The following is a 23,467-nucleotide window of genomic DNA, read 5'->3' on the forward strand; positions in this document are numbered from 1 at the left end:
GCTGTTACCAATGGAGAGCTAAACCATCACTCTCGTTGGCATAATAGCCATCACACACCCAGAGACCGGGAGCAGCCACCATTTGGTCACCATCAAACACCAATGGCAGATATTCTCTCAGCCAGGGTGGCACTTTATAGTCCTGCAGCCATTTTTTCAGTGTTTTTCGACCTTGCCGCCCGGTAATGGCAAACTTTTCATCCCCTGATATATGACAACGGCGTTTTAACAGTAATGGTTTTTGTGGCAGTCGGATGGCGTTACCACTGTGCTCCTGTTTAGCACTGCAGATCAGCGACCGGTCTCCCAACACCACGATTGGCTCTTTCTGCCAGTCCCATACCATGGGCTCAAATGCCTGCAAATTCACGTCTTCATCCAGCAGCACCAGCATTTGCTGGTAGCGAGTCAGGGTAAAGCGAGGTGCCACTGTCAGCAGCGGCTCGGCGTCGATTCGAGCTTCAACCACTTCATCAAAGATCTGTTCAAGGGTGTCTCTGGAGGGCAGTTGTATGCCCTGCTGTTTCAACCATTGGCGAACCACTCGACGCTGGGAACCGGCATCAAGGGATTGCAGCGTTGCCAGATTCATCAGCGGTTGCCGGTCAAGCAGCCATTGCGGGCGATAATCAATACACAGGGCCAACTGTTCGACAGTTTGCTGCTGCACGGTTTGATTCATCTGCCCCACATCCCGCACAAATTCGACCAATCGTTCCGACGCACCCGGCCAGCGCTCTTCCACCATGGGAATCAGTCGCTGACGGAGAAAGTTGCGGGAGAAGCGTTCATCCGTATTACTGTCATCTTCAATAAATCGGAGGTTATTTGTCCGGGCGTAAGCTTCAATGGATGCTCGGGCCACATTCAGTAAGGGCCGTAACAACAGCCCATTGCCCAGGGACCTTTGTTCCGGAATCCCCTGAACACCATCAACCCCGGTCCCGCGGAATAACCTGAGCAGAACCGTCTCTGCCTGATCATCCCGATGATGCCCCTGCAACAGACAGCCACCCTCTTCCACGGCATTGATAAATACCTGGTATCGAGCGTCCCTGGCCGCCTGCTCCAGACCATAGCCGTCATTTTCCAGAGAAACTCTGGCGATGGTCAGCGGTATCTGCCACTGTTCACATACCGACTGACAGTGCTCAGCCCACTGATCAGCGTAACGGCTCAAACCATGATGAACATGAACAGCAGCCACATCAGCAATATCTCCCCGATCACGCAGGCAGGCCAGCAAATGGAGTAAAACGGTGGAGTCAACACCGCCACTGAATGCCACCGTGACAGGGCATTCAGATACCGGTAGCTGCAGGCTTGAAGATAGTTGATCAAGCACCCACTCAGGGCTTAGCGGGTGACAGGAAGTGATCTCTGCGCTGGTTTTTGCCATCGTTTTCGCAATCAAAGCGCCCCAAAGTCCCTGATTTTCTGGTAACGATTTTCCAGCAGGGTATCGCTGTCCAGTGCCGAAAGCATGTTCAGCTGATCCACCAGCGTGGCTTTCAAACTGGCAGCCGCTGCTTCAGGATCCCGGTGTGCACCACCCAATGGCTCTGCCACCAGGGTATCCACCAGACCCAGCTCCTGTAAACGCCCGGCAGTTACCCCCATGGCTTCTGCAGCAGTAGATGCGTACTCGGCTTTTTTCCAGAGAATGGAGGCACAACCCTCAGGAGAAATAACAGAGTAAGTTGAATACCCCATCATCACCAGATGATCACAAACCCCAATGGCCAATGCACCACCGGAACCCCCTTCACCGATCACCGTGGAAATCACAGGCACTTTCAAGCGGGACATCACCGCCAGGTTGTAGGCAATCGCCTCACTCTGCCCACGTTCCTCTGCACCAATACCGGGGTATGCGCCCGGCGTATCAATAAAGGTCAGGATGGGCATCTTGAAACGTTCCGCCATTTCCATCAGGCGACAGGCTTTGCGGTAACCTTCCGGTTTGGGCATCCCGAAATTCCGGCGAACTTTCTCTTCGATCTCACGCCCCTTCTGATGACCAATCACCATCACCGGTCGACCATCCAGTCGGGCCATGCCCCCCACAATGGAGGGGTCATCGGCAAAATGGCGATCGCCATGGAGTTCATCAAACTCGGTGAAAAGATGGCGAATATAGTCCAGCGTGTAGGGCCTTCTGGGGTGCCGGGCCAGCTGGGCCACCTGCCAGGAAGAAAGGTTGCTGAAAATGGCATCCGTCAGACTGCGGCACTTATCCTGCAGTGTGGCAATCTCTTCAGTAATATTCAGCTCTGCATCGCTGCTGACCAGCCGAAGCTCTTCTATCTTGGCTTCCAGTTCAGCAATTGGCTGTTCAAAGTCCAGGTAATTCGGGTTCATGAAGTCCACTTATCATGGCCGGAGAGTAAATAAGGATCAAAATACGTAAACACCGCCGTAAAGTCGAGTTAAAAAGCGTAATTACCTGTAAACAGTTCAACAGCTGGTCGACCTGGAAGTCTGCAGAAAAGCAATACGAGAATAGGATGTCCCCTTTTGAAAAGCTGGAACCACTGCCTGTAGTGGACAATAAAGGAGGAACCTCCACCGTGGGTACATTTTGCGCCCCCCCGGTAGCCAGCCGGCCCGCAATGCCCGGAAGTTACAACGGGCAACGGGACAGGCAGGGCTGCAGTTAGCCCAGTCGCATCAGAATAAAGACATATCACACTCCGCCATCTTCTCCCAGTATGGGTCTGGGACTACCTGTGGCATTTCCATGGCTTCTGCCTGAAAACCCAGGACTTTCGGTTGATGCCCCATCTTTGCGCCAACAGCGTCAGACCATCCCAGCAGTGGCCTGATGCAATTGGCTATGTCGGTGCCCTTGCAAGCCAGCTCAAAAGCTGCCATTGCCTCACCATAGGTGGTTCCGCAATAGAGGGAGAAATGGTCATCATGCTCCCCGGGGCCGGGTGTGAAATCATCATCCCCCAGGTAACGGATTTGCTGGCGAGCGGTATCCAGTGTAAATAGCCGATCACAAAGCTCAGGCTTCAATGCATGAAGGAAAAAACTGCCATTATCAAGTTGACCCGCATGGATTGAATAAGGGTCATACAACCCGGAAAAACTTCTTCCCCAATTCAGATGATATTCACCGGCATGATATTTTTTGAAAACAAACGCACCGGTAACCTCTTTCAGGGTATTTCCGAGTTCCGTGAAATCCACCTCGCCCAATGTCCCATCTGCACGCCGGAAGTAGGCTACCGGTGGGACAGGCGTTGATTCAGGGTTCTCGATTATTGGTTTTTCCATTTTCCGAAATATCAGATCAGCCGGGACTGTCTTCGCTTTGATGGTATCGGGGCATAGCTGATCATTTTTGGCTGGCAGAGCCTCAGTCTCTGCCAGTCTTATTGCAATTGTCCTTGTTTGAGATTCAGCCGTATTGCCACCAGAAGTGGAACCAGGATCCTGTGTTATCGAGGCGGGAGCCCTGCTAACAACGGTAGTGGAGCGATCGTTAAACTTTCCCTGATCGGCTGTTTTTGTAGCCTCTTGGTTGGCTTCTTTCGGCAACATCGGTGAGCGAGCTTTAACAGGAGTCATAAAAATTCCTCTCATAAAAATTTCACCAAGTACATGACCATTTGCATTCAGGCAGCCCTTAAGCCCGGTGCAGTCTGCAACCAGGAAAACCGGTGAGTTTACCTGATCGAAAAGTCAGACCTCATACGCCAATGAAAGTTCTAGGAAAGTTGATTTTACTATTCCATCGAAAAAGGGAAACTGCACAAAACCCACAGCTTCCGTTTCATACCCCAATTCCCAAGCACTTGCTCAGGCATACTCAACGTTAGCCGCATTTTTGCCAAGCCACTGCCGGAGTTCCAGCACCAATTCATCACTGGGGTTGACCAGCCATTGCTCACCCAGCATCAGGCTGGCACGGGCATCGTCCCGATGGTAATCAATCCTGACCGGCAGCCGACCCGGCTGCCCGCCCAGCATGGACGACAATTTTCGTTCAAAATGACCATCAATCTGTTCATGGGAAACCTCAAGAACCAGACGACGGGCGTAATGGCTGCGGGCATCCACCACTTTCATCACTTTCTTCGAGCGGACTTTCAGGCTACCGGAGTAATCATCAAAGGTGACTTCCCCTTCCACCACCAGCACCGCGTCTTTATGGAGGAGGTGTTGATACTCACCAAACACATCGGCAAACACCGACACCTCAATCCGGCCGGTGCGGTCATCCAGGGTAACAAACGCCATTTTGTCCCCTTTCTTGTTTTTCATGATCCGCATATCCACCACCAGCCCGGCGATATTCTGGCTATCGCCCCGGGCAGGCTGAAGGTCTTTAATACGGTTGCGGATAAAGTGCCGGATTTCACTTTCGTATTCATCAATGGGGTGACCGGTCAGATAGAGCCCCAGGGTATCCTTCTCGCCACCCAAACGAGCCTTGTCCGTCCATTCGCTGGTTTTCAAATAAGTGTCGTAAACAGCCTCTTCTCCGGCGGGCACCAGGGCACCAAACATATCCATGTGACCGGAATCCAGGCTTTTGGCCGCCTGGTCCGCCGCTTTGATCGCTTCCAGCTGGCTCGCTTCCAGCACGGCCCGGTTAAAATTCAACTGTTGCGGCTTTTGTGGAACCGGCCCAAGCAGGTCCAGCGCCCCGGATTTGATCAACGCCTCCAGCACCCGCTTGTTGATGCTTTTGGCATCCACCCGCTCACAGAAGTCAAACAGATCCTTGAATGGACCACCCTCTTTACGAGCCCGGACAATCGCCTCAATCGGGCCTTCGCCCACCCCCTTGATGGCCCCCAGCCCATAGATAATATGCCCATCGTCGTTTACACCGAACATATATTCGCCACTGTTCACGCTGGGCGGCAGCACGGTCAGGCCCATATCCCGACACTCTTCGATAAAGGTCACCACCTTATCGGTATTCTGCATATCGGAGCTCATGACCGCCGCCATAAACTCCGATGGATAGTGAGCCTTCAACCACAGCGTCTGGTAGGAAACCAGGGCGTAGGCCGCCGAGTGGGATTTGTTAAAGCCATAGCCCGCAAACTTTTCCACCAGATCGAAGATCTTCATGGCCAGCTCACCATCAACGCCCTGGCTGATAGCACCCTCTTCAAACACCGCCCGCTGCTTGGCCATCTCCTCCGGCTTTTTCTTACCCATGGCCCGACGCAGCATATCCGCACCGCCCAGGGTGTAACCGGCCAGCACCTGGGCAATCTGCATCACCTGTTCCTGATACAGGATAATACCGTAAGTGGGCTGCAAAATAGGCTGAAGCCACTCGTGCTGATACTGGGCATCAGGGAACGAAAGTTCCTCCCGGCCATGCTTACGGTTAATAAAGTTGTCCACCATTCCGGACTGCAGCGGACCCGGACGGAACAGGGCCACCAAAGCGATAATATCTTCAAAGCAGTCGGGCTGGAGACGTTTGATCAGATCTTTCATCCCACGGGATTCCAGCTGGAAGACGGCGGTGGTTTCCGCTCGCTTCAGCATGTCGTAAGAGCTTTTGTCTTCAAGGTCGATGGCTTCAATGGCCAGAGGCTCTTCACCCCGCTGCGCCCGGCGGGGGTTAATCAGTTTCAGGGCCCAGTCAATAATGGTCAGCGTGCGTAGGCCCAGGAAGTCGAACTTCACCAGACCTGCGTATTCCACATCATTCTTGTCATACTGGGTGACCACCCCTTTACCGTGCTCATCACAGTAAAGCGGTGCAAAGTCCGTCAACTTGGTGGGGGCAATCACCACACCACCGGCGTGCTTACCGACATTGCGCGTGACCCCTTCCAGCTTGAGCGCCATCTCCCAGATTTCCGCCGCCTCTTCATCGGACTCCAGAAACTCCCGAATGGTTTCTTCCTGTTCATAGGCCTTACCGAGCGTCATGCCGATTTCAAAGGGGATCATTTTCGACAGGCGATCCGCCAGACCGTAGGACTTACCCTGAACCCGGGCCACATCCCGCACCACCGCCTTGGCTGCCATGGTACCGAAGGTGATGATCTGGGAAACCGCATCGCGTCCATAGGTCCGGGCCACATAATCAATCACCCGGTCCCGGCCTTCCATACAGAAGTCAACGTCAAAGTCGGGCATCGACACCCGCTCAGGGTTCAGGAATCGCTCAAACAGCAGGTCGTATTTGATCGGGTCCAGATCGGTGATTTTCTGGGCATAGGCCACCAGTGATCCGGCACCGGAACCTCGTCCGGGGCCAACAGGAATATCATTATTTTTAGACCACTGGATAAAGTCCATAACGATCAGGAAGTACCCCGGGAATCCCATCTGCAAAATGGTGTTCAGCTCAAAGTCCAGTCGGTCCCGGTAGATTTTTTCGGTTTCCGGAAAGTCCGGTGCCGAAGTATCAAATAGAAATCCCAGTCGCTCCGTCAGGCCATCATGGGAAAATTCACGGAAAAACTGATCCATGGTTTTACCTTCTGGCACGGGATATTCCGGCAGAAAGTACTCACCCAGTTTGACATTAATAGAACAGCGCTGGGCAATGGCAACGGAGTTGGCCAGTGCTTCAGGAATATCCGCAAAGAGTTCAGCCATCTCCTGTTCAGACTTCAGGTACTGCTCTTCACTGTAGCGATGTTCCCGGCGGGGATCATCCAGAACCACACTTTCGCCGATGCAGACCCTGGACTCATGGGCTTCGAAATCATCCCGGGTCATAAACATCACATCATTGGTGGCCACCACCGGACAGTTGAATTCTGCCGCCAGAGTCACGGAACCATGAACGCACTCTTCATCCCCAGCCCGGTTGGTACGGTGCAGTTCCAGGTAGAAGCGATCAGGAAACGCCCCCATCCACTCCTGCAATAACTCACCCGCCAGCGACTTTTTGCCCGATAACAGTGCCCGGCCAATCTCACCTTCCCTGGCACCGGAAAGCGCAATCAGGCCCTCTGACTGAGCCATGATCCACTCCCGTTTAACCAGTGCTTTTTCATGGTGCTGATTTTCCATAAACGCCCGGGAGATCAGCTCGGTCAGATTGTGATAACCCTGCTCATCTATACACAGCAACACCAGACGGGACGGTGCATACTTGTCCGCCGGATTTTCCACCCAGAGGTCAGCGCCACAAATGGGCTTTATGCCTGCGCCCATGGCCCCCGAATAAAACTTCACCAGCGCACAGAGATTGGACTGGTCGGTCACCGCCACCGCCGGTATGCCAGAGCCGGAAATCGCGCTGATCAACGGTTTTATTCGCACCAGCCCGTCGCTGAGGGAAAACTCGGTATGCACCCGTAAGTGGATAAATTGTGCTGTCATGGGAGAAGGAGGTCCTGAATGGCAATCCGGTAATGATAATGAATCCTCTGATAAATACACCAATAAAAAATATTGCTTTATTGCAACCAACTACCGCGTTCATAGTCCTCAACCGCCGCATCCGGCGTGACCAGCTGGCCACCCAAAGGCCTGCCCCTTCAGGCAACAATGTTCCTTTAAAGCGTGCTGTCGTTGATCTGCACTTATTATTCTGGCGCTATAGATCTTGTCGAATGGAACCAAAAGATGGAAATTGACCAGCAAGCAGTGGTGAGTATTCACTGGATCGAACAATGTTTCTTTTTTTCAGGGCTTTGGCTGCCCTTATCATTTCCACCGTTTCTTTATTTCCATGATAACGTCGGGCAGCGGCACGAGGTGACCTGGTGATCGGAAAAAACCACAGTCGAAATCTTTCCGCTTTTTTGTTTGGATCTGCACCATTGGCTAATAACAGTTCAACCATCTTATTGTTACCCAGCTTGGCAGCAAAATAGAGTGGCGTGGCCTTTTTTATAGTAGCCTGATCAACATCAGCACCCTTTTCAATCAGTTGCCGGGCCACCTCAACATGCCCTTTTTGTGCAGCAAAAGAGAGCGGCGTAGTGCCCTTGTTCGTCGCCAAATTGACCTTGGCCTCGTGGTCGAGCAGCAGTTGAACCACCTCAACATACCCTTTATCCGCTGCAAAACTGAGCGGCGTGAATCCGTCTGAAGTAGCCAGGTTAACATCAGCCCTTTTGTTGATCAGCAGCCGAACCACCTCAACATGCCCTTCTTCCGCTGCAAAACTGAGCGGCGTGAATCCGTCTGAAGTAGCCAGGTTAACATCAGCCCTTTTGTTGATCAGCAGCCGAACCACCTCAACATGCCCTTCTTCCGCTGCATAACTGATCGGCGTGGATCCGTCCAAGGAGGCCAGGTTAATATCAGCCCCATTATTGAGCAGCAACCGGACCACTTCAATATGTCCTTCCTTCGCAGCATAACTGAGCGGCGTCCAACCAACTTGAGTGACATAGTTAACATCAGCATTTTTGCTGATCAGCAGCTGGACCAGATCAACGTGCCTTTCAGTAACTGCAACAAACAGCAAGGAAACCATATCTTCGGTTTTTGCGCAGCGGTAATCTTTGCAAACGACAGCGGGGTCCTTTTGCAGTTCCCTTTTCAGGACATTGAGATCGCCGACCCTGCAAGCCGCCAACGGTGTGGGCTCATTGTAGGGATTGTCACAGTTTACTTCAGAAATGGCAGAATCAGATCCATCAAATCGCTGGTAGAAGAATCCGGAATGCCCGCTAATTGACTCCATAACTCCCCCCTTGGTCTGGTCAATGTTATTTCAGGAGTTGGATCAGACATTGAACAAGTAGTTCAACTGGAACCGTAAATAACTCAATGTTGTCTACCTGAGTTTTGATCTGGGTGTCTTGAAATGGGACTTTCCACCAAATTTTGAGCAGTTACTTATCCTCAATTTTTCGCAATCCTCGCTAAGTACGCTTAAATCCGACAGGATCCCGGGCATTTAGCAGTGACTCATAAATCGACTTAAAATTTACCGTATTCAGGAATTCCCTGGCAATGGTGGTTAATTCCTCAGATTTAAGCACCAGCGCATTGCCCGAGTTGTGTGCCTGCCTCAGATAACGGGCCTTAACAGATCTTTCAAGAGCAGAATTATTCTGTGTTTTAATCATCATGGCATACAGCTCTTCCGGTGAGGATACCTCATGGGCACCATATCTGTTGGAATATCTGCGTCCGACATCGGCCTCCAGAAAACAATAAGTTAAACGACTGCCCCTGGTTTTTGTCATATGATACAGGTAATAAATGAATGCCTGGTAAATAGCCTGTTTAACGACAGTTTCAGGGACACTTGAACGGTCATTACCAGACACACGGAGGGAATTTATAATTGGCATGTACCTTGCGAAGATTTCCTTGGTTTTTTTATTAATCTCTTCAGACTCTTTTTGATCTCGACTACCTTCCCGCTTCGCTGGAAGACGAACATTCCTGTGAGTTTTATTAGTATGTTTTCCGGATACTTTACAAACTTCAGCGCGATATTGATCGTATGTCAGATTAAATCTGAAGTTTTTTTCCATAACCTGCCATGGTTCTGATGAATAATGGGCTTCTACTTCATCCGCGATAACTGTGTAGGCCCACTCAGGCTTACCCAGTATAATAACCGGGCGAATGCCAGTCTTACTGGCGTTAAATTGTGGAAAAGCGGGTTTTCGCACCAACATTCGCTCAATGTCCGGAATGCCCTCAGGGTTGTTCGTCCAGGACAACTGTAAAGACGAACAGTCGATTTTTTCTTCCAGGAATGGCGAAACCCCATTAAAGCTTTGGGTTACGAAAAAATGATCGTTTCCTTTCAGTTCCCAATCGTAACGACTCAGCCAATTCTGGCTATTCCCCAACGGAGTCAGCAATGCTTTATACCAATGTTCCAGGTAACTGACGGTCTGAGCCTTCAATTCCTTTACAGTTTCCAGACGTACCATCAGGTCATGATACTTACCAGCTGGAACAATATTGCTAGGGTAACTTTGCGGGGGTCTTAGCCAACCCGCCTTGAATGCTTCAACGGCAAAATGAATGACTGGGGGGTGGGCTAAATTACTCTCTGTCAGTATATCCACCATTGAACCCAGCCAATCGTCATGATCTCCATAACGGTTGTGAACAACCGTTTTTGAGTAGAGCGCCTTGAGCAGCCCGGTCACCTGATCTTCACTACTGCTGGACAATATTTGACTCACCGCCTCAGACATCGGTTTATAGTAGGTAACGGTATGCCTACAAAACACCTTGCCAATCAACCGAGATTCCTCAAAGTTCAGTGTCTCTTTCTTTACCAGAATTGAGACTCCCAGAGAAAAACCGGTTAAGTCTTTGTCTTTCCAAAGCCTTTGTACCACCTCGCTGGTACCTGGCGTTTTATTTGGTAATGCACAGCCTGCCTCAAGGGCTTTGTGCAGATCTTCGACACTCCGACCATAAGCTTTGGCAAGGCGCTGCAGTTGCTCTGGATCAGCACTTTCCAGAAACGCCTTAATCTTCTTTGACTCGGTGCTGGAACCACTTCCCTGCCTGAAAGGCTGAAAGTCAGGTTCGATTCGTTTTACCTGTACAGGAGCGCCTCCGAGATCCTCTGACTTCCAGCTCATTCCGCCATCCAGTGAATACTCCGGATATAGGTGGTATTTACCGCTTACTGCGCGTGCAGGAATTCCAAAATAGCGGCAGAGCGCCACAAATATGGGCGTTCTGTGTTGACACTTGCCCTGTTGACGCCACAGCAGAAAGCGGAAAAAGCCTTCGCCACCTTCATACTTCTCTAAGCCCTTAAAATTTTTGCAATACTCTGCTATTGCAGCAATGCGATCTTTCAGGATCTTTGCCGACTGAATACAACGAATCTGTTCCTTTTGATTCTCTGCCATATCAGCTGCTGCAAAGCCGTTAAAGAATTCAGTTAATTGTAATTTCATGGGTTCAGAAACAGTGCAGTCTAACCTCGCGTCGCCAGATTGCTGCACTAAATCCAACGTTTCGACCGATGGTTTTTTACACGAACTTTCTGTCACTCTTTTTTCTACAACGTAATTAACTGTTATTTCCTGACCATCACCGACATTTGGAAAACGCACCATGTGAAGACCTGTATACCTGTCTTTTATCAACCGGTAATCCAGAGACGGTTTTATTCGGAAAGCCTGGATAGTTTCATCCGGGTTCAGACCTGGCAGGTAAAAATACTTATCCTTGTTTACCCGCAGGCAATGAACACCCAGACTCTGCTCGCTGCCCAGGGTTACTTCTCCATCAGGCAGAGTGGAAGGAAACACCAGCTCAAGACCGTGCGCCCCGGGGCTAAAACTGCGTAGTTCAACATTACCCTGATTATTCAAAGCCACATCAAAGACCTCCAGGCGATACATCCCGGGACTTTCACGAGAGGCAAAAATCTTTCTCTCCACCAACTGACGTAACGCTCTGTGTTCATAAGCGGTATCAACATCCAGATAATGAACCGTTTTGGCGGGTAGCTCTGCCTGATTATCAAGAGGCAGGGTATCGTTTGCACAGATAGTGGCAGCCTCTGTTTTGGCATTTTCCCGTGGTGCAGATTGAGCAGCTTCAGAGAGTGGCTTTCCCGGAGCGTTGTGTGTATCGCCACTATTGGCTGAAACAGCACCAGGATATTGTCCCTCAATTTTTGCCAGTTTATGTCCCACCGCTTCCGCGCCGGAACTGTGAGAATCTGACCTTTTTCTGCCACTGCCGGAATAGTGTCTGACGGGGTTTGATACTATCCGTGAAATTTTCTGCCAAAAGGCAGGCCACAAAAAAACCTTGTTGGCATCCCATGCACTTATCTGTTTGTCAGCTTCCCGGAAATATGGCTGGTTAATGGACATTTTCAGGGTTTGCTTTTGGGCATCCGTCAGGGTAAAAACAGTATTTGCCTCCACCCCAGTCTGATTAAACCTGTGATCAAACCAGCAGTGCTGCCAGTATCGATAAAGAGTCTGGGTCAGAATATCATCCGCATCTTTCGGTTTCGGGGAGAGACCCGAAGCCAGCCATTGGACCTGAGCCACACGCCTGATGATTTCCGTTCGGGCCTCTGCATCACTCAGGTCAGCCTTGATGTGTATTTCATGGTGCTGTTCATCAATATGGTTGAGATTGCTGCGACGTATCAACCAGGGGCGATCAGAGCCAGCCCTGGTGTGGTGAAACCAATTGCAAAGTACAGGATCAATCCCCCGCTGGCCAATGGGTACAGCCGATAATTCTGGCAATTTCTCCAGGGTTGCCCTGACTGCGATAAAATAAAGCTGATAGTGATGATTGATGTGTTGACGGAGCGCATTTTCGGTAAAGTCTCCATCTTTAATGACGGCCCTGGCCAGATTTTGTAAATCCAGCCCGGTGGGCTGCAAGGGCAGGCCTTGCTGTTGCAAACAGGCCCTCAGTTGACAGTGCCACTGTGTCAACAATTCAGCTGCGGACTTTCCCTCTGGCGTTTGTGGCAACACTTTTTCAACAATGGCCAGCAGTTCCGCCGGATTATATTGTCGGATAGGCAAATAGCGGAAACGTCCTTTGAGCGCTGGTGATAACGGTTTTCGGCCACTGTACCGGGGAGGATTGGTGGTGGCAAACAGGTGGAAACCCGGATGAGCATCACCGGCCAGAATAGCATTAAGTTCCCCCTCCAGGTGCTGGCTATCAATCAGATTCAATTCAGAAATGACTACGATGCCGCCATTGACTTTCGCCCGCTGGATGGCTTCGCACACTCTGTCCCAGGAGCAATCCCCGGCATTGCAATAAAATACCTCCGGCATGGATTCTCCCCGCTGTGCAACCTGCTGTTTGAAGCTTTCAAGCAACAGGTTCAGGGTAACATCCTTACCCCGCCCGGCAGGGCCTTCAATCAGGGTAGCCTGACGACCATGATGTTTTCTGACGTGATGATGCGCCTGCTGACATCGGCTTAAATCCTGACCAAGCCGTTGCACCAATTCACTGACCGCTGATCCGGAGGTATCAAATTCAGGCCGGGTTTGTAACGTCGCCCGGATAAAAGTGTTTCGTATACCCTCCAGGACCTGATTATGTACCAGGTCTCTCAAAGTGTTGTCTACCTGGTCACGGGCAGAAAACCAGAGTTCCAGTGCTGTCCTGGCATCCTGACTCACCCCGGGCATTTCTGAGCCCAGTACATCCTGAAAACTCTGCAAGATCAACCCATCCACCTGCTCACGGGTAACGCTGCCCTGTCTGTGCCTGGTGGCTAATGCACGATCCAGATACCAACCCACCCAGCTGCAGATATCGGTCAAATCCCTGGGGGTAAACTCATGTTCCGGCAGCAATTCCGGATAATATTGCCAAAGCACCATCACACGGTCACTGGCGCTACGTACAATGTCGTCTGTTTGCGGTTCTGGCAAATACCTTTGTAACTGCCTTAGCAGAGCAGGTTCAACCACCCGGTCCCGGAGAAAAGCCCGATTTAAGGGAAGGTAGTATGCCCCGGGGAGTTTCTCCTTCAGCGCTGGGTCTAATTGGCGTCCGGCGTAATGGCCCGGATTACCGGTCACAATCACTCGGTGCTGAGCAGTCACCTTGACCGGGTGACCGTTAACATAGATGCACGGTGCCGGTTCCCATAAACCATTCAGTGAAGCCTGCAATCCGGTGTTGGCCAGATTGGCCTCATCCAGAACCACTGTAATATAATGACCTGCAGCGGCGGGTTGAGTATTGGCCCATTCCAGTAACGCCCGGTCTTGTAATGCCATATAACGGTCACCACCAGCCCCGGTGCCGGTATGTTCCCGCCATTGCCAGCGTTTCATCAGGGTCTGTTCGCTGTCGCAGGGGCCCAGAGACATCAGCGAAGCCAATCCGGACGCCTCGGCAGTTTTGGCGGCAAAATAACTTTTACCAGTCCCGGTTTCTCCCTGCAGGAAAATGACGGGGGAATCCTCAAGCCGGTCATGGAGCCTGGATAAACGACGAAGTTCCCGATCCTTCTGGTTAACCGAACTGTAAAAAAGATCATGGGCCAGCGCCTGAAGTGGAGCCTGAGCGCAACCTTGCCATTCAAGTGATTGCACCAATAGGTGCTCCAGGCGTGAAATACGCTCTGGGTCACTATTTCTGGATACGCTCTCCTGGCTAACACGATAACAATCCATCGCCAGAGTATGAATGACATCAGATCGAGTCTGTGCTGAATGTGGACGTAACTGCCAGCCAGAAGCCAGCGCATCTTCCAACCGCCTGATCTGATTTTCTGGCCTGATTGCTAACTGTTGGTACTGCTCTGCCTGCAGTGGGTCAACCTGCAGCTGAAAAGCCACCGAACTTCGCTGCATCCGGGGCGTTTGCGCGACAATCAAGGCACAGAGGCAATCCATACATTCGTTGGACATGCAAGCTTGAAATGGATATTCATAGGACAGGTTCAGTTGTTCAAATACAGTATTGGCAAATACAGTCGGGCCAAAAGCCCTGGCCAGTTGCCACACATTGAGGCGGACAAAACTCCTGTCCAACGGCTGGGCACTGTTAATGACAGCATTCAAACGATCAGGATCCACCCAGGCAGTGTGCGCTGTATCCGGCAATAGCTGTCTGCAAGCCACCTTCATAAAATCACGAACTGACCGATTCTGCCGGGTGCCATGGCTGAATACGCTATCGATGGCTTTGCGCCAATGGCAGGGTTGCAGCTGCGGTGCATGGTCAACCTGCTGTGCCCGCCGGGCAGCCAATATCAGATTATTCAACAACCCTTCTGTGATTTCAGGCAATGGATGACAAAGGGTGGCAGGTACGGTTTTAAAAGCTTCGCAGAGTTGCCCGAGCGCCTGTTCCGGGAGTTCAGTCCGGGACATACCATGATGTTCCGCGGTGATATTCCAGATATCTACCGGTGGACACAACTCTGCAGCGGCGATCATTGCGCTCCATACCGGGGATGGGCTTTGGGCAAGCTCAGGCCAGAGTACTGTGATACAGGCTTTCGGGTAAGCCTGTAATATGCCGTTAACCAGCAGGGGTTGGCCAGATACCAGAGGCTCAAGCAGCTGCTGAAGCTTTGGATTACTCTCCAGCCCCCGGAATACCACAGGCTTGCCCGTGGTCAAAGCTGCCTGCAAGCCGCTCTGACAGCGGCCAAAATACGCCTTTTGCTCCGAAGTGATAAAGATATTGTCAAACAACTGGCTGAAGCCGGTCTGGCTATTGATCTGTATCACCAGGGGAATTTCCTGATGGCCATTAATCCAGTGATTTGCCTGGGCACTGTGCTGATAAGTCACTGTGTTAACGGGGGCGTAATCCCCGTTATTATCTTTACCGCCAATACTGCTGGCCAGTTCGGGTTGCCCGGCTTTTTCTGTCAGCCCAAGTGATTGCGGTTGCCGCTGCGAATGAGCGACCTGAAGCTTCGGTTTTACCCCTGTGGTCTGGTGGATATTCTGCAGTGCACCCAGCAACAGAAACCAGAGCGCTTCACTGAGAGGTGAAGTGACTGTCACCACGTCACCGGCCTTCACCTGGTCCAGCAAGCTGGTGTTAGGAACCGCAAAACCCTCCTGCCCGATACTGATTGGCCCCAACCATTCCAAAATATTGCCATGGTTAATAATCAATGGGTTTTGTGGCTCGTTACTGGCAAGTCTTGCATCCCCAGAGTTAGCCATGATTTGCAACAGCGATAGCAGCTCGCCATCTCCCACTGGCATCCGGTAAAACTGAATATCTTCTGGCAGAGTACAGACAGCACCGTTGCTCTCATAACGCTTTTGCGCCAGCAGTTGGCGAATGGTCTGTTCAAATGCCAGATTACTCCAGTCGGCTCCTTTAAGAATCACCCGCTGCCCGGTTTTCAATTGCTCAAATTTGCCTGGCAGGTGCCGGATACGCCCCTGCTTATCCACCCCGGGTCCACCAAAAAACAGCTGTCGCCAATTACTGTGCAAATAACAGTGGATAATAACGGTATTGCCATCATCCATCGCACTGTCCGGGGGAAGTTCAGCCAATACCGGTGACACATCACCGATGTCCATTGTCTGGTGATTGCTATTGTCTGCGTCAAACTGCCAGGTATTGCCCGGTCGATTAATTCGTCGCCAGAAATCCGCACCCGGTGCTTCGTCACTTTTCCCCACCATCGCCAACTGCTCATGACTGGCCAATACCAGCAGCGAAACATGTCCACCCAGAGCACGTTTTTTCTGAGTGACCTGGTCAAACAGACAAGGATTATCCGGATCCAGCAAATCATTAAGTTTTGGCAGCTCGTCACTGGTGAGCATTCGGATATCGATAACCAGGGTCAAAGGCTCGTTATTTTCAAATAGCTTGCCCGGTTTCAGCGAGTGATGACCGGTCCCGGAAATACTCAAGCGGCTGAGCAGGTTCCCCTGCGAGAGATCATCGGGGTGAGAAAGAATGACTACGTCTTGCTGCTCATCATGGGTTTGCGCAAATAAAAGATGTCGAACCTGATTATTATTAACGACAAAACGAAAATCAAAGGAATGTGAAAACCTCAGGTTTGGTGAAACCTGTAAGCATACAGTTCTCGCATTGTCAGACAGCGGAATCCGGGGTGACGTTAAATGCAGCCTGGATTGTACTTCAACGCACATATCCACTGGCTTTAACGGTTGCTTCAATTTTGCCTTTTTGGCCGACAAGTTACGCTCTGATCCCAATTGTACATTGTTTCCACTATTTTGAATGTTCATAGATCCCGCCACTCCATTAACCTTCAGGTTCTTTTTGGATTACAGACTGCTGAACTATTCTTTACAGAAAAAAACACCCGGTATCAGAAATGACACCTTTCAAGAAATACTGCGTTAGAACTGAAAATTGTCAGGTAGTTTAGAACACAAATAGCTGACCACGGTTTAGTTCAGGCTATGTGTTGATAAAGCCCAGTGGATCGATATTCGATTTAAAAGGTAGTTCACGATCGGAACCTGAAGGGGAAGCTTACGACTGGGAACATTTCAATCACACGATTAACGTGTTCTCAATGCCAGTAGGCTGCTGGACTTAAGTAGTTGGCCAAATGGAATCGTATATTTCTGGCTAAGTGGGCAGTTGCTATGCAAGGCGCAACGTAGGGAGCATAGCCGTAGCTATGTGACCGGAGTTGCAACGCCGCAGAGTGACTGACAACTTAGTCAGAAATATATGATTTCATTTGGTTAACTACTTAAGACTGTCCTGCACGGCAACTGCTCCTGCGTTGCTTTAGCTCCTGCATCCATGCAGTCGCGGGTTGCGTTGATATCCATACCATTTGTACTGAAGCGGGGTATACGGATATTAACGCTTTTCTGCACCAGGAGTTATGTACTGCTCCTCATCGGTCAGGTAACCCGGGTTGGCGTGCTCGACCTGTCGCTCCGGAAGCGGCTTACAGCACGGGCAGTCATCTATGCAGACACAGACGCAGGCAGCAGCGCCAGTGGTGGCAACACAAACAGGCAGGGCGCTAGCGATAACTGCAGCAAGTTTCCAGCCGGAAAGAGCACCGCTAATAACAGTGGCTAAACTGGTACTCCCCGCGATAAGGCCTACAGTCGTGACAGCATCTTTTTTAACTCTGGAGTCACAATTAAGGGTATAGTCTGAAATTGGATGTACCTCTGGTTGTGGCTGTTTGGTCACGGGTGGTTGTGGCTGTTTGGTCACAGACGGAAAAGGCTTAAATTGAGTAATACCAGTCATAATCATATTCATTCTTATAAATCAAGATTGTTTATTTCTGAAACAACAAAGCTCCAGTGCAGCTAAACGTTGATACCCATACCATTCGTACTGAGCTTGTCGAAGTACGGTGGCACCATCCTTCGACAAGCTCAGGAGGAACGGGTATTAACGCTTTTCTGGACCATATTATTGGTTCTTGGTTCTTGGTTCTTGGTTCTTGGTTCTTGGTTCTTGGTTCTTGGTTCTTGGTTCTTGGTTCTTGTTTTCAGAAATGCTTAAAATACTCAGTGTTTGTGAGTGTTTTATTAGAGTAAGTTATTTAAAAAAAGTTCCTTCAGAATTATCACCATTTGGCCACAGCAGACATGGCAGTTAACTCTCCCTCCTGCGCTACGCAATGTCACTAGTGCTAAAGTACCAGTAACAGCTCCTCACCGACACTGTAAATCGGACCTGACAACGCCCACATTGAAATGACTGTATTATTGCGACCCAAAGACCTGCACAGACCAAGCCTAGTACATGGTTTCAATGAGTTTGACGTGTACTATCTCCGTTCACCCTGAGCGGAGTCGAAGGGTGCTTGGCACGATCTATCAAAGTCCGGAGTTTCCGCCTTTAGGCCCTATGGGTCCTTCGACAAGCTTCAGGACGAACGGAGTGCGGAGGCACGACAACCCGTCAAACTCATTGAAACCATGTACTAGACTTGTTGAGTCCGTTGCTTTTTATGTCAACTGACCACATCAGCCAGGAGCTCCCGAACCGGCTTGAAGGAACGACGATGGACGGGAGCAGGCCCCAACTTTCTTAACGCTTCAAGGTGGACTTTTGTAGGATAACCTTTATGCCCTGCGATGCCATAACCCGGCCACTCCCTGTCCATAATCAACATTTCCCGGTCACGGGTCACCTTGGCAATAATGGAAGCGGCAGCAATCTCAGGAACACGACTATCGCCTTTTACAATGGCTTCAGCACGACAGGAAAGCGCTGGACAGCGGTTACCATCGATATAAGCCAGTTCGGGCCTGACCGATAATCCCTCAACGGCACGCTGCATTGCCAGCATGGTGGCATGGAGAATATTCAGTTCATCAATTTCTGCTACTTCAGCCCTGCCCAGTGACCAGGCCAGGGCGTTATGACAAATAACGTCAAAAAGCGCCTCTCGCTTTTTCTCCGACAGTTTCTTGGAATCATTCAAACCTTCAATCGGGCGGGCAGGATCCAGGATGACAGCAGCAGCAATCACCGGGCCACACAGTGGACCTCTGCCCACTTCATCAACACCGGCAACAATAATTCCTGTGTCACTGGCGTCACACCAGTCAAATTGATTTTGCTTCATTGACTCTCTACCCGCTGCCTGGCCCGCTGAATAACTGACATCACCGCTTCAAAGGCCAGCCTGCTGGCATCCTGCTTCAGTTGATGGTGAATCTCCATAAAAGAGTGTTTCAGAGTATCTCTGTACGCCTGATCTTCAATGGCCTTCTTGATTAAAACCCGAAGATTTTCAGGAGTAGCATCGTTCTGTAACACTTCAGGTACCAGCTCTTTGTCGGCCAGAAGATTGGGCAGTGCGACATATTTGACCTTCACCATCCGGCTGATAATGGCAAAACTGAGCGGTGCCATTTTATAACTGACAACCAGCGGCTTTTTATGCAGTGCAGCCTCAAGAACAGCGGTTCCCGAAGCGATCAGAATCGCATCCGAGGCGGCCATAACCGATTGTGCCTGACCATCATAGACCGTTACGTCCAGATCCGGAAACTCACTGACAATGGGTAGAAGTTGCTTTTTTCGACGCTCATTGGCACAGGGAATTAAAAAGCGGGCATCCGGGAAATCTTTCCGGAGCAGGCGGGCGGTCTCAAGAAATAGTTGACCAAGTTTAGCTATCTCTGGTTTTCGGCTGCCTGGCAAGAGCCCGATCACCGGCCCACCACCATGACTGACACCCAGGGTATGTCTGGCTGCGTCTTGATCCGGATTCATGGAAATCTGGTCAGCCAGGGGGTGGCCAACGAAGGTCACAGGTACACCATGATCCCTGTAATAGTCCGCTTCAAATGGGAGCAGTGCCAGCATGTGGTCTACGGAGTGCCGGATTTTTTTCAGACGACCTTCACGCCAGGCCCATACCTGGGGGCTGACATAATGCACGGTTGGAATACCAGCCGCTTTCAGCCTGCGTTCAAGCGCCAGATTAAAATCAGGGGCATCAATACCAATAAACACATCAGGCTGATCGGCAATCAGTCGCTCCCGCAACTGTTTGCGAATACCCAGCAGTTCTCGCAAACGCCCGAGAACCTCAACCAGCCCCATCACCGATAACCGCTCCATGGGGAACACGCTGTCAAAGCCCTCTGACTGCATCAGGGAACCGCCAATGCCATAGCAGTAAGCATCCGGGTAATGTCGTTTGATTTCCCGGATCAGCCCGGCCCCGAGAATATCCCCTGAGGCTTCTCCTGCAACCAATGCAACACGTAATGATAATCCCGGGGAAGAAACAGCCGACTGCATCACCGGGTAATACCACGGCTTGATGATTTCAGAGAGTCAATCAGCAGTTGAATTTCCGGTAACGGCTCCATACTCTCGAGACGATCAATCGCTTCAGCCGTTCTCAACCCCTGACGGTAAATGATCTTGTAGCACTGTCGCAGTTTGCTGATCAGTTCAGGCGTATATCCCCGGCGACGCATGCCTTCAAAGTTCATACCATGGGCTTCAGCAGGATTACCACTGGACATGATAAATGCCGGCACATCTTTAAACAGTGCCGTATGGGCAGCACTCATACTGAAGGCACCAATCTTGCAGAACTGATGCACCGTCGTGTAACCGCCCAGGATGGCGTTATCACCAACCATCACATGACCGGCAAGTGCCACATTGTTAGCAATAATACAGTTGTCGCCTATAACGCAGTCATGGGCCACATGCACATAGGCCATCAGCAAATTGTTATTGCCAATAGCAGTCAGCCATTGATCCTGAATGGTGCCACGATGGATGGTACAGCCTTCACGGATAGTATTGTTATCGCCAATCACCAGGCGAGTGGGTTCACCAGCGTATTTTTTATCCTGACACTCTTCACCAACACTGGAAAACTGAAAAATACGGTTATTTTTCCCGATCACCGTCGGGCCCTTGATCACTACATGAGAGTGAATACGGCTACCCATACCCACTTCAACACCCGACCCAATATAAGTCCATGGCCCAACTTCAACATCTTCACCAATACGGGAACCCGGTTCGACAATGGCCGACGGATGAACTTTGGCGGTTGGATGAATATCGGCTTGCAACGGGCTAATGGCTTCAACCGCCCCGGCAGCTTCAGAATCAGTAACGGAGAGTGTGTCGCTCAAGATTTTATTTCCTTTCTTGCACACGTAACTTCTGCAGAGCAAACAATATTACCATCAACCACCGCCTCACAGGCAAATTTCCAGATATCCCGTTTCAGTGCCAACAGTGTTGCCCTGAGAATCAGCTGATCACCGGGAACCACCGGTTTGCGAAAGCGCACTTTATCCGCTCCGGCAAAAAAATAGATTGTGTCGCCATCCGTCTTGCGAATGTGGTAACCGAGGACCCCTGCTGACTGAGCCATCGCTTCAATAATCAATACCCCCGGCATCACCGGATGCTGTGGGAAATGGCCATTAAAATGCGGCTCATTACTGGATACATTTTTAAGACATTCGATGGTGCCATTTTCTGTATCCACATGAAGAACCCGATCCACCAGCAGAAAAGGATATCGATGGGGCAGGATCTCCTTAATTACCTCAATTCGTCTCATTCACCTTAAACTCTATAACAGAAAAAGGCTGGACAACCAGCCTTTCCTTTACCGTAAACATTCTTACCCCAGGAGGCTGACCGAGAATAGCGCCCGTCTAGGCGACCCCGTAGCGAGGATGGCAGAAAATTGAGGATAAAAATTCGGTTTTGTGAGGTGAATAGCGGGGCTATTTGCCGAACAAAAGCGGATTTTTAGACCAATTTTCTGCCACCGCACGACTGCATGGATGCAGGAGCTAGAGCAACGCAGGAGCAGTTGCCGGTAGGGCAGTCTATTCTCGGTCAGCCTCCTGGGTTTCAGTGTACTTATATCAGTCGCACTGTTTCTCCAGCTGTTTAACCCGCCTGGCCAGATCATCCAGTTGCCGGAAACGAACCACGTTTTTCCGCCACTCACGACTCTCCATAAAACCAGTACCGGAAGAGTAGGAACCAGCCCTGGTAATTGAGCGCGTAATCATGGCCATGCCACTGATAAACGTCCCATCAGCAATGGTCAGATGACCGGCAAAACCGGCGGCTCCGGCAATAGTACAGTTTTTACCAATCTTTGTACTTCCGGAAATACCGACACCAGCGGCAATAGCCGTGTTCTCGCCAATCACCACATTGTGAGCAATCTGAATCAGGTTATCGAGACGGACACCACTGTGTATTTCCGTATTACCCAGGGCACCACGGTCAATACAGGTGTTGTTGCCAATTTCAACATCACTGCCGATCACCACACCACCGATCTGGCTGATTTTGTACCAGCGGCCATCCGCGTGTGCATTACCAAAACCATCACCACCAATCACCGCTCCGGAGTGAATGATGGTCCGATCACCGATGGTGACACCATGGCAGACCGTAACATTGCGATGGAGGTGAACATCGGCACCAAGCACGGAGTCGTGCCCCACCACGGTACCGGCATCAATGCGAACACCGGCAGCAATCTGAACGCCTGCCTCAATCACAACGTTGGCACCAATGGCAGCGGTCGCATCCACAACAGCGGTCTCATCAACCACGGCACTGGGGTGGATACCTGCATTGCCACCACGGTCAGTATCGAACAGGGAGGAGAGCCGGGCATAACCCAGGTATGGGTTATCAAGAACCAGGGCATTTCCGGTAAAGCCACTGGCGGAATCCGGGCAGAGAATAACCGCACCGGCCTTAGTGGTTTCCAGATATCGGGCATAGGCCGGATTGGCCAGAAAGCTTAACTCATGCCCCCCGGCATCCTGAAGGGTATTCAGACCTGAGACCTGCTTATCCCCATCTCCCTGCAGCCGGGCACCACACTGTTCTGCCAGTTGGGACAAAGTATAAACATCAGTCATGATTCATTACTTCATCTGGTTGAGGCTTTCAATGACCTTGCGAGTGATATCAATACCCGGACTGCCATAGATGGCCATCTGACGATCAATGACCAGATCCAGCTTTAACTCACTGATAACTTTATCGATGGCAGTCTGCAGTTTTGGCCGCAGCTTTTCACGCTCAGCATTATCCGCTTCTGCTTTATCAGTCTGATACTGGCGTCCTTTCAGTTGCAAGTCTTCATACTTGCGCTGCAACTCCAGCTGGCGAACTTTCAACTGCTCGGCGCTCAAAGTCGGGCCATCTTTTTGCAGTTTTTCCTGCATATTACGAACGTCACCCTCAAGCTTCTGCAGAGCGACTAACTGAGGCTTGAACTTGGCTTCAGACTTTTTGGCGTATTGTTTGCCGGCATTGGATTCACTTAACACCATCGCCGTATCAAGCACACCCACTTTACTGCCAGTAGTGGCTGCATTGACCAGAGGGGCCAGCATAATCAGGGCCAGGAATGCCAGTCTGATTGATTTCAAAATAAATCTCCTGAAAACAGTAAAAAAAGGCATTATAAAGAAAAGGTGCCTGATAGCACCTTTTAATTACGTAAAATACCCTCTTAAATGAGGGATTTGCTTAGGAGCCTGTCGGACTTAAGACTGTCCTACTGCGGTTGCGAAAAATTGGTCTAAAAATTCCTGCTTCTTCGTCAAATAGCCCCGCT

Annotated in this window: 13 protein-coding genes; all 13 read right to left on the minus strand. The window is 50.6% G+C overall.

All coding sequences use genetic code 11. The features are described from left to right. Positions 1–4 precede the first annotated feature (4 nt). The gene (gene tilS, locus ACO6UX_RS04735; protein WP_422445327.1) at positions 5–1,414 is read right to left on the minus strand and encodes a tRNA lysidine(34) synthetase TilS; all 1,410 of its coding nucleotides are present in this window, start codon (positions 1,412–1,414) and stop codon (positions 5–7) included. Beyond that, complete coding sequence (gene accA / locus ACO6UX_RS04740) at positions 1,411–2,361, minus strand: acetyl-CoA carboxylase carboxyl transferase subunit alpha (protein WP_422445329.1); 951 nt, start codon at positions 2,359–2,361, stop codon at positions 1,411–1,413. The genes tilS and accA overlap by 4 nt, the downstream gene beginning before the upstream one ends. A 309-nt stretch (positions 2,362–2,670) precedes the next feature. Beyond that, positions 2,671–3,576: a hypothetical protein gene (locus ACO6UX_RS04745; protein WP_422445331.1), complete on the minus strand. Its 906-nt coding sequence runs from the start codon at positions 3,574–3,576 to the stop codon at positions 2,671–2,673. A 231-nt stretch (positions 3,577–3,807) separates the two neighbouring features. Next, a complete protein-coding gene (dnaE, locus tag ACO6UX_RS04750; RefSeq protein WP_422445333.1) occupies positions 3,808–7,317 on the minus strand; it encodes a DNA polymerase III subunit alpha in 3,510 nt (1,169 codons plus the stop codon). Between the two features lie 217 nt (positions 7,318–7,534). Further along, complete coding sequence (locus ACO6UX_RS04755; protein ID WP_422445335.1) at positions 7,535–8,632, minus strand: ankyrin repeat domain-containing protein; 1,098 nt, start codon at positions 8,630–8,632, stop codon at positions 7,535–7,537. A 181-nt stretch (positions 8,633–8,813) separates the two neighbouring features. Further along, positions 8,814–16,622, minus strand: coding sequence for an AAA family ATPase (locus ACO6UX_RS04760; protein ID WP_422445337.1), 7,809 nt, complete (start codon positions 16,620–16,622; stop codon positions 8,814–8,816). Positions 16,623–17,211: 589 nt separating this feature from the next. Continuing rightward, positions 17,212–17,616, minus strand: coding sequence for a hypothetical protein (locus ACO6UX_RS04765; RefSeq protein ID WP_422445339.1), 405 nt, complete (start codon positions 17,614–17,616; stop codon positions 17,212–17,214). 715 nt (positions 17,617–18,331) lie between these two features. Then, positions 18,332–18,949 (minus strand): ribonuclease HII, encoded by a 618-nt coding sequence (gene rnhB / locus ACO6UX_RS04770; protein WP_422445341.1) that lies wholly within the window; start codon positions 18,947–18,949, stop codon positions 18,332–18,334. Then, positions 18,946–20,136: a lipid-A-disaccharide synthase gene (lpxB, locus tag ACO6UX_RS04775; RefSeq protein WP_422445343.1), complete on the minus strand. Its 1,191-nt coding sequence runs from the start codon at positions 20,134–20,136 to the stop codon at positions 18,946–18,948. The genes rnhB and lpxB overlap by 4 nt, the downstream gene beginning before the upstream one ends. Next, positions 20,136–20,918, minus strand: a complete 783-nt coding sequence (lpxA, locus tag ACO6UX_RS04780) for an acyl-ACP--UDP-N-acetylglucosamine O-acyltransferase (RefSeq protein WP_422446145.1) — start codon at positions 20,916–20,918, stop codon at positions 20,136–20,138. The genes lpxB and lpxA overlap by 1 nt, the downstream gene beginning before the upstream one ends. Positions 20,919–20,989: 71 nt before the next feature. After that, complete coding sequence (gene fabZ / locus ACO6UX_RS04785; RefSeq protein ID WP_422445345.1) at positions 20,990–21,430, minus strand: 3-hydroxyacyl-ACP dehydratase FabZ; 441 nt, start codon at positions 21,428–21,430, stop codon at positions 20,990–20,992. A 313-nt stretch (positions 21,431–21,743) separates the two neighbouring features. Next, complete coding sequence (gene lpxD / locus ACO6UX_RS04790) at positions 21,744–22,763, minus strand: UDP-3-O-(3-hydroxymyristoyl)glucosamine N-acyltransferase (protein WP_422445347.1); 1,020 nt, start codon at positions 22,761–22,763, stop codon at positions 21,744–21,746. A gap of 6 nt (positions 22,764–22,769) precedes the next feature. Further along, on the minus strand, positions 22,770–23,279 hold the full coding sequence (locus ACO6UX_RS04795; protein ID WP_422445349.1) for an OmpH family outer membrane protein: 510 nt from the start codon (positions 23,277–23,279) through the stop codon (positions 22,770–22,772). Positions 23,280–23,467: the final 188 nt, after the last annotated feature.

It is taken from the genome of Endozoicomonas sp. ALB091, assembly GCF_049310265.1.
Lineage (GTDB): Bacteria > Pseudomonadota > Gammaproteobacteria > Pseudomonadales > Endozoicomonadaceae > Endozoicomonas.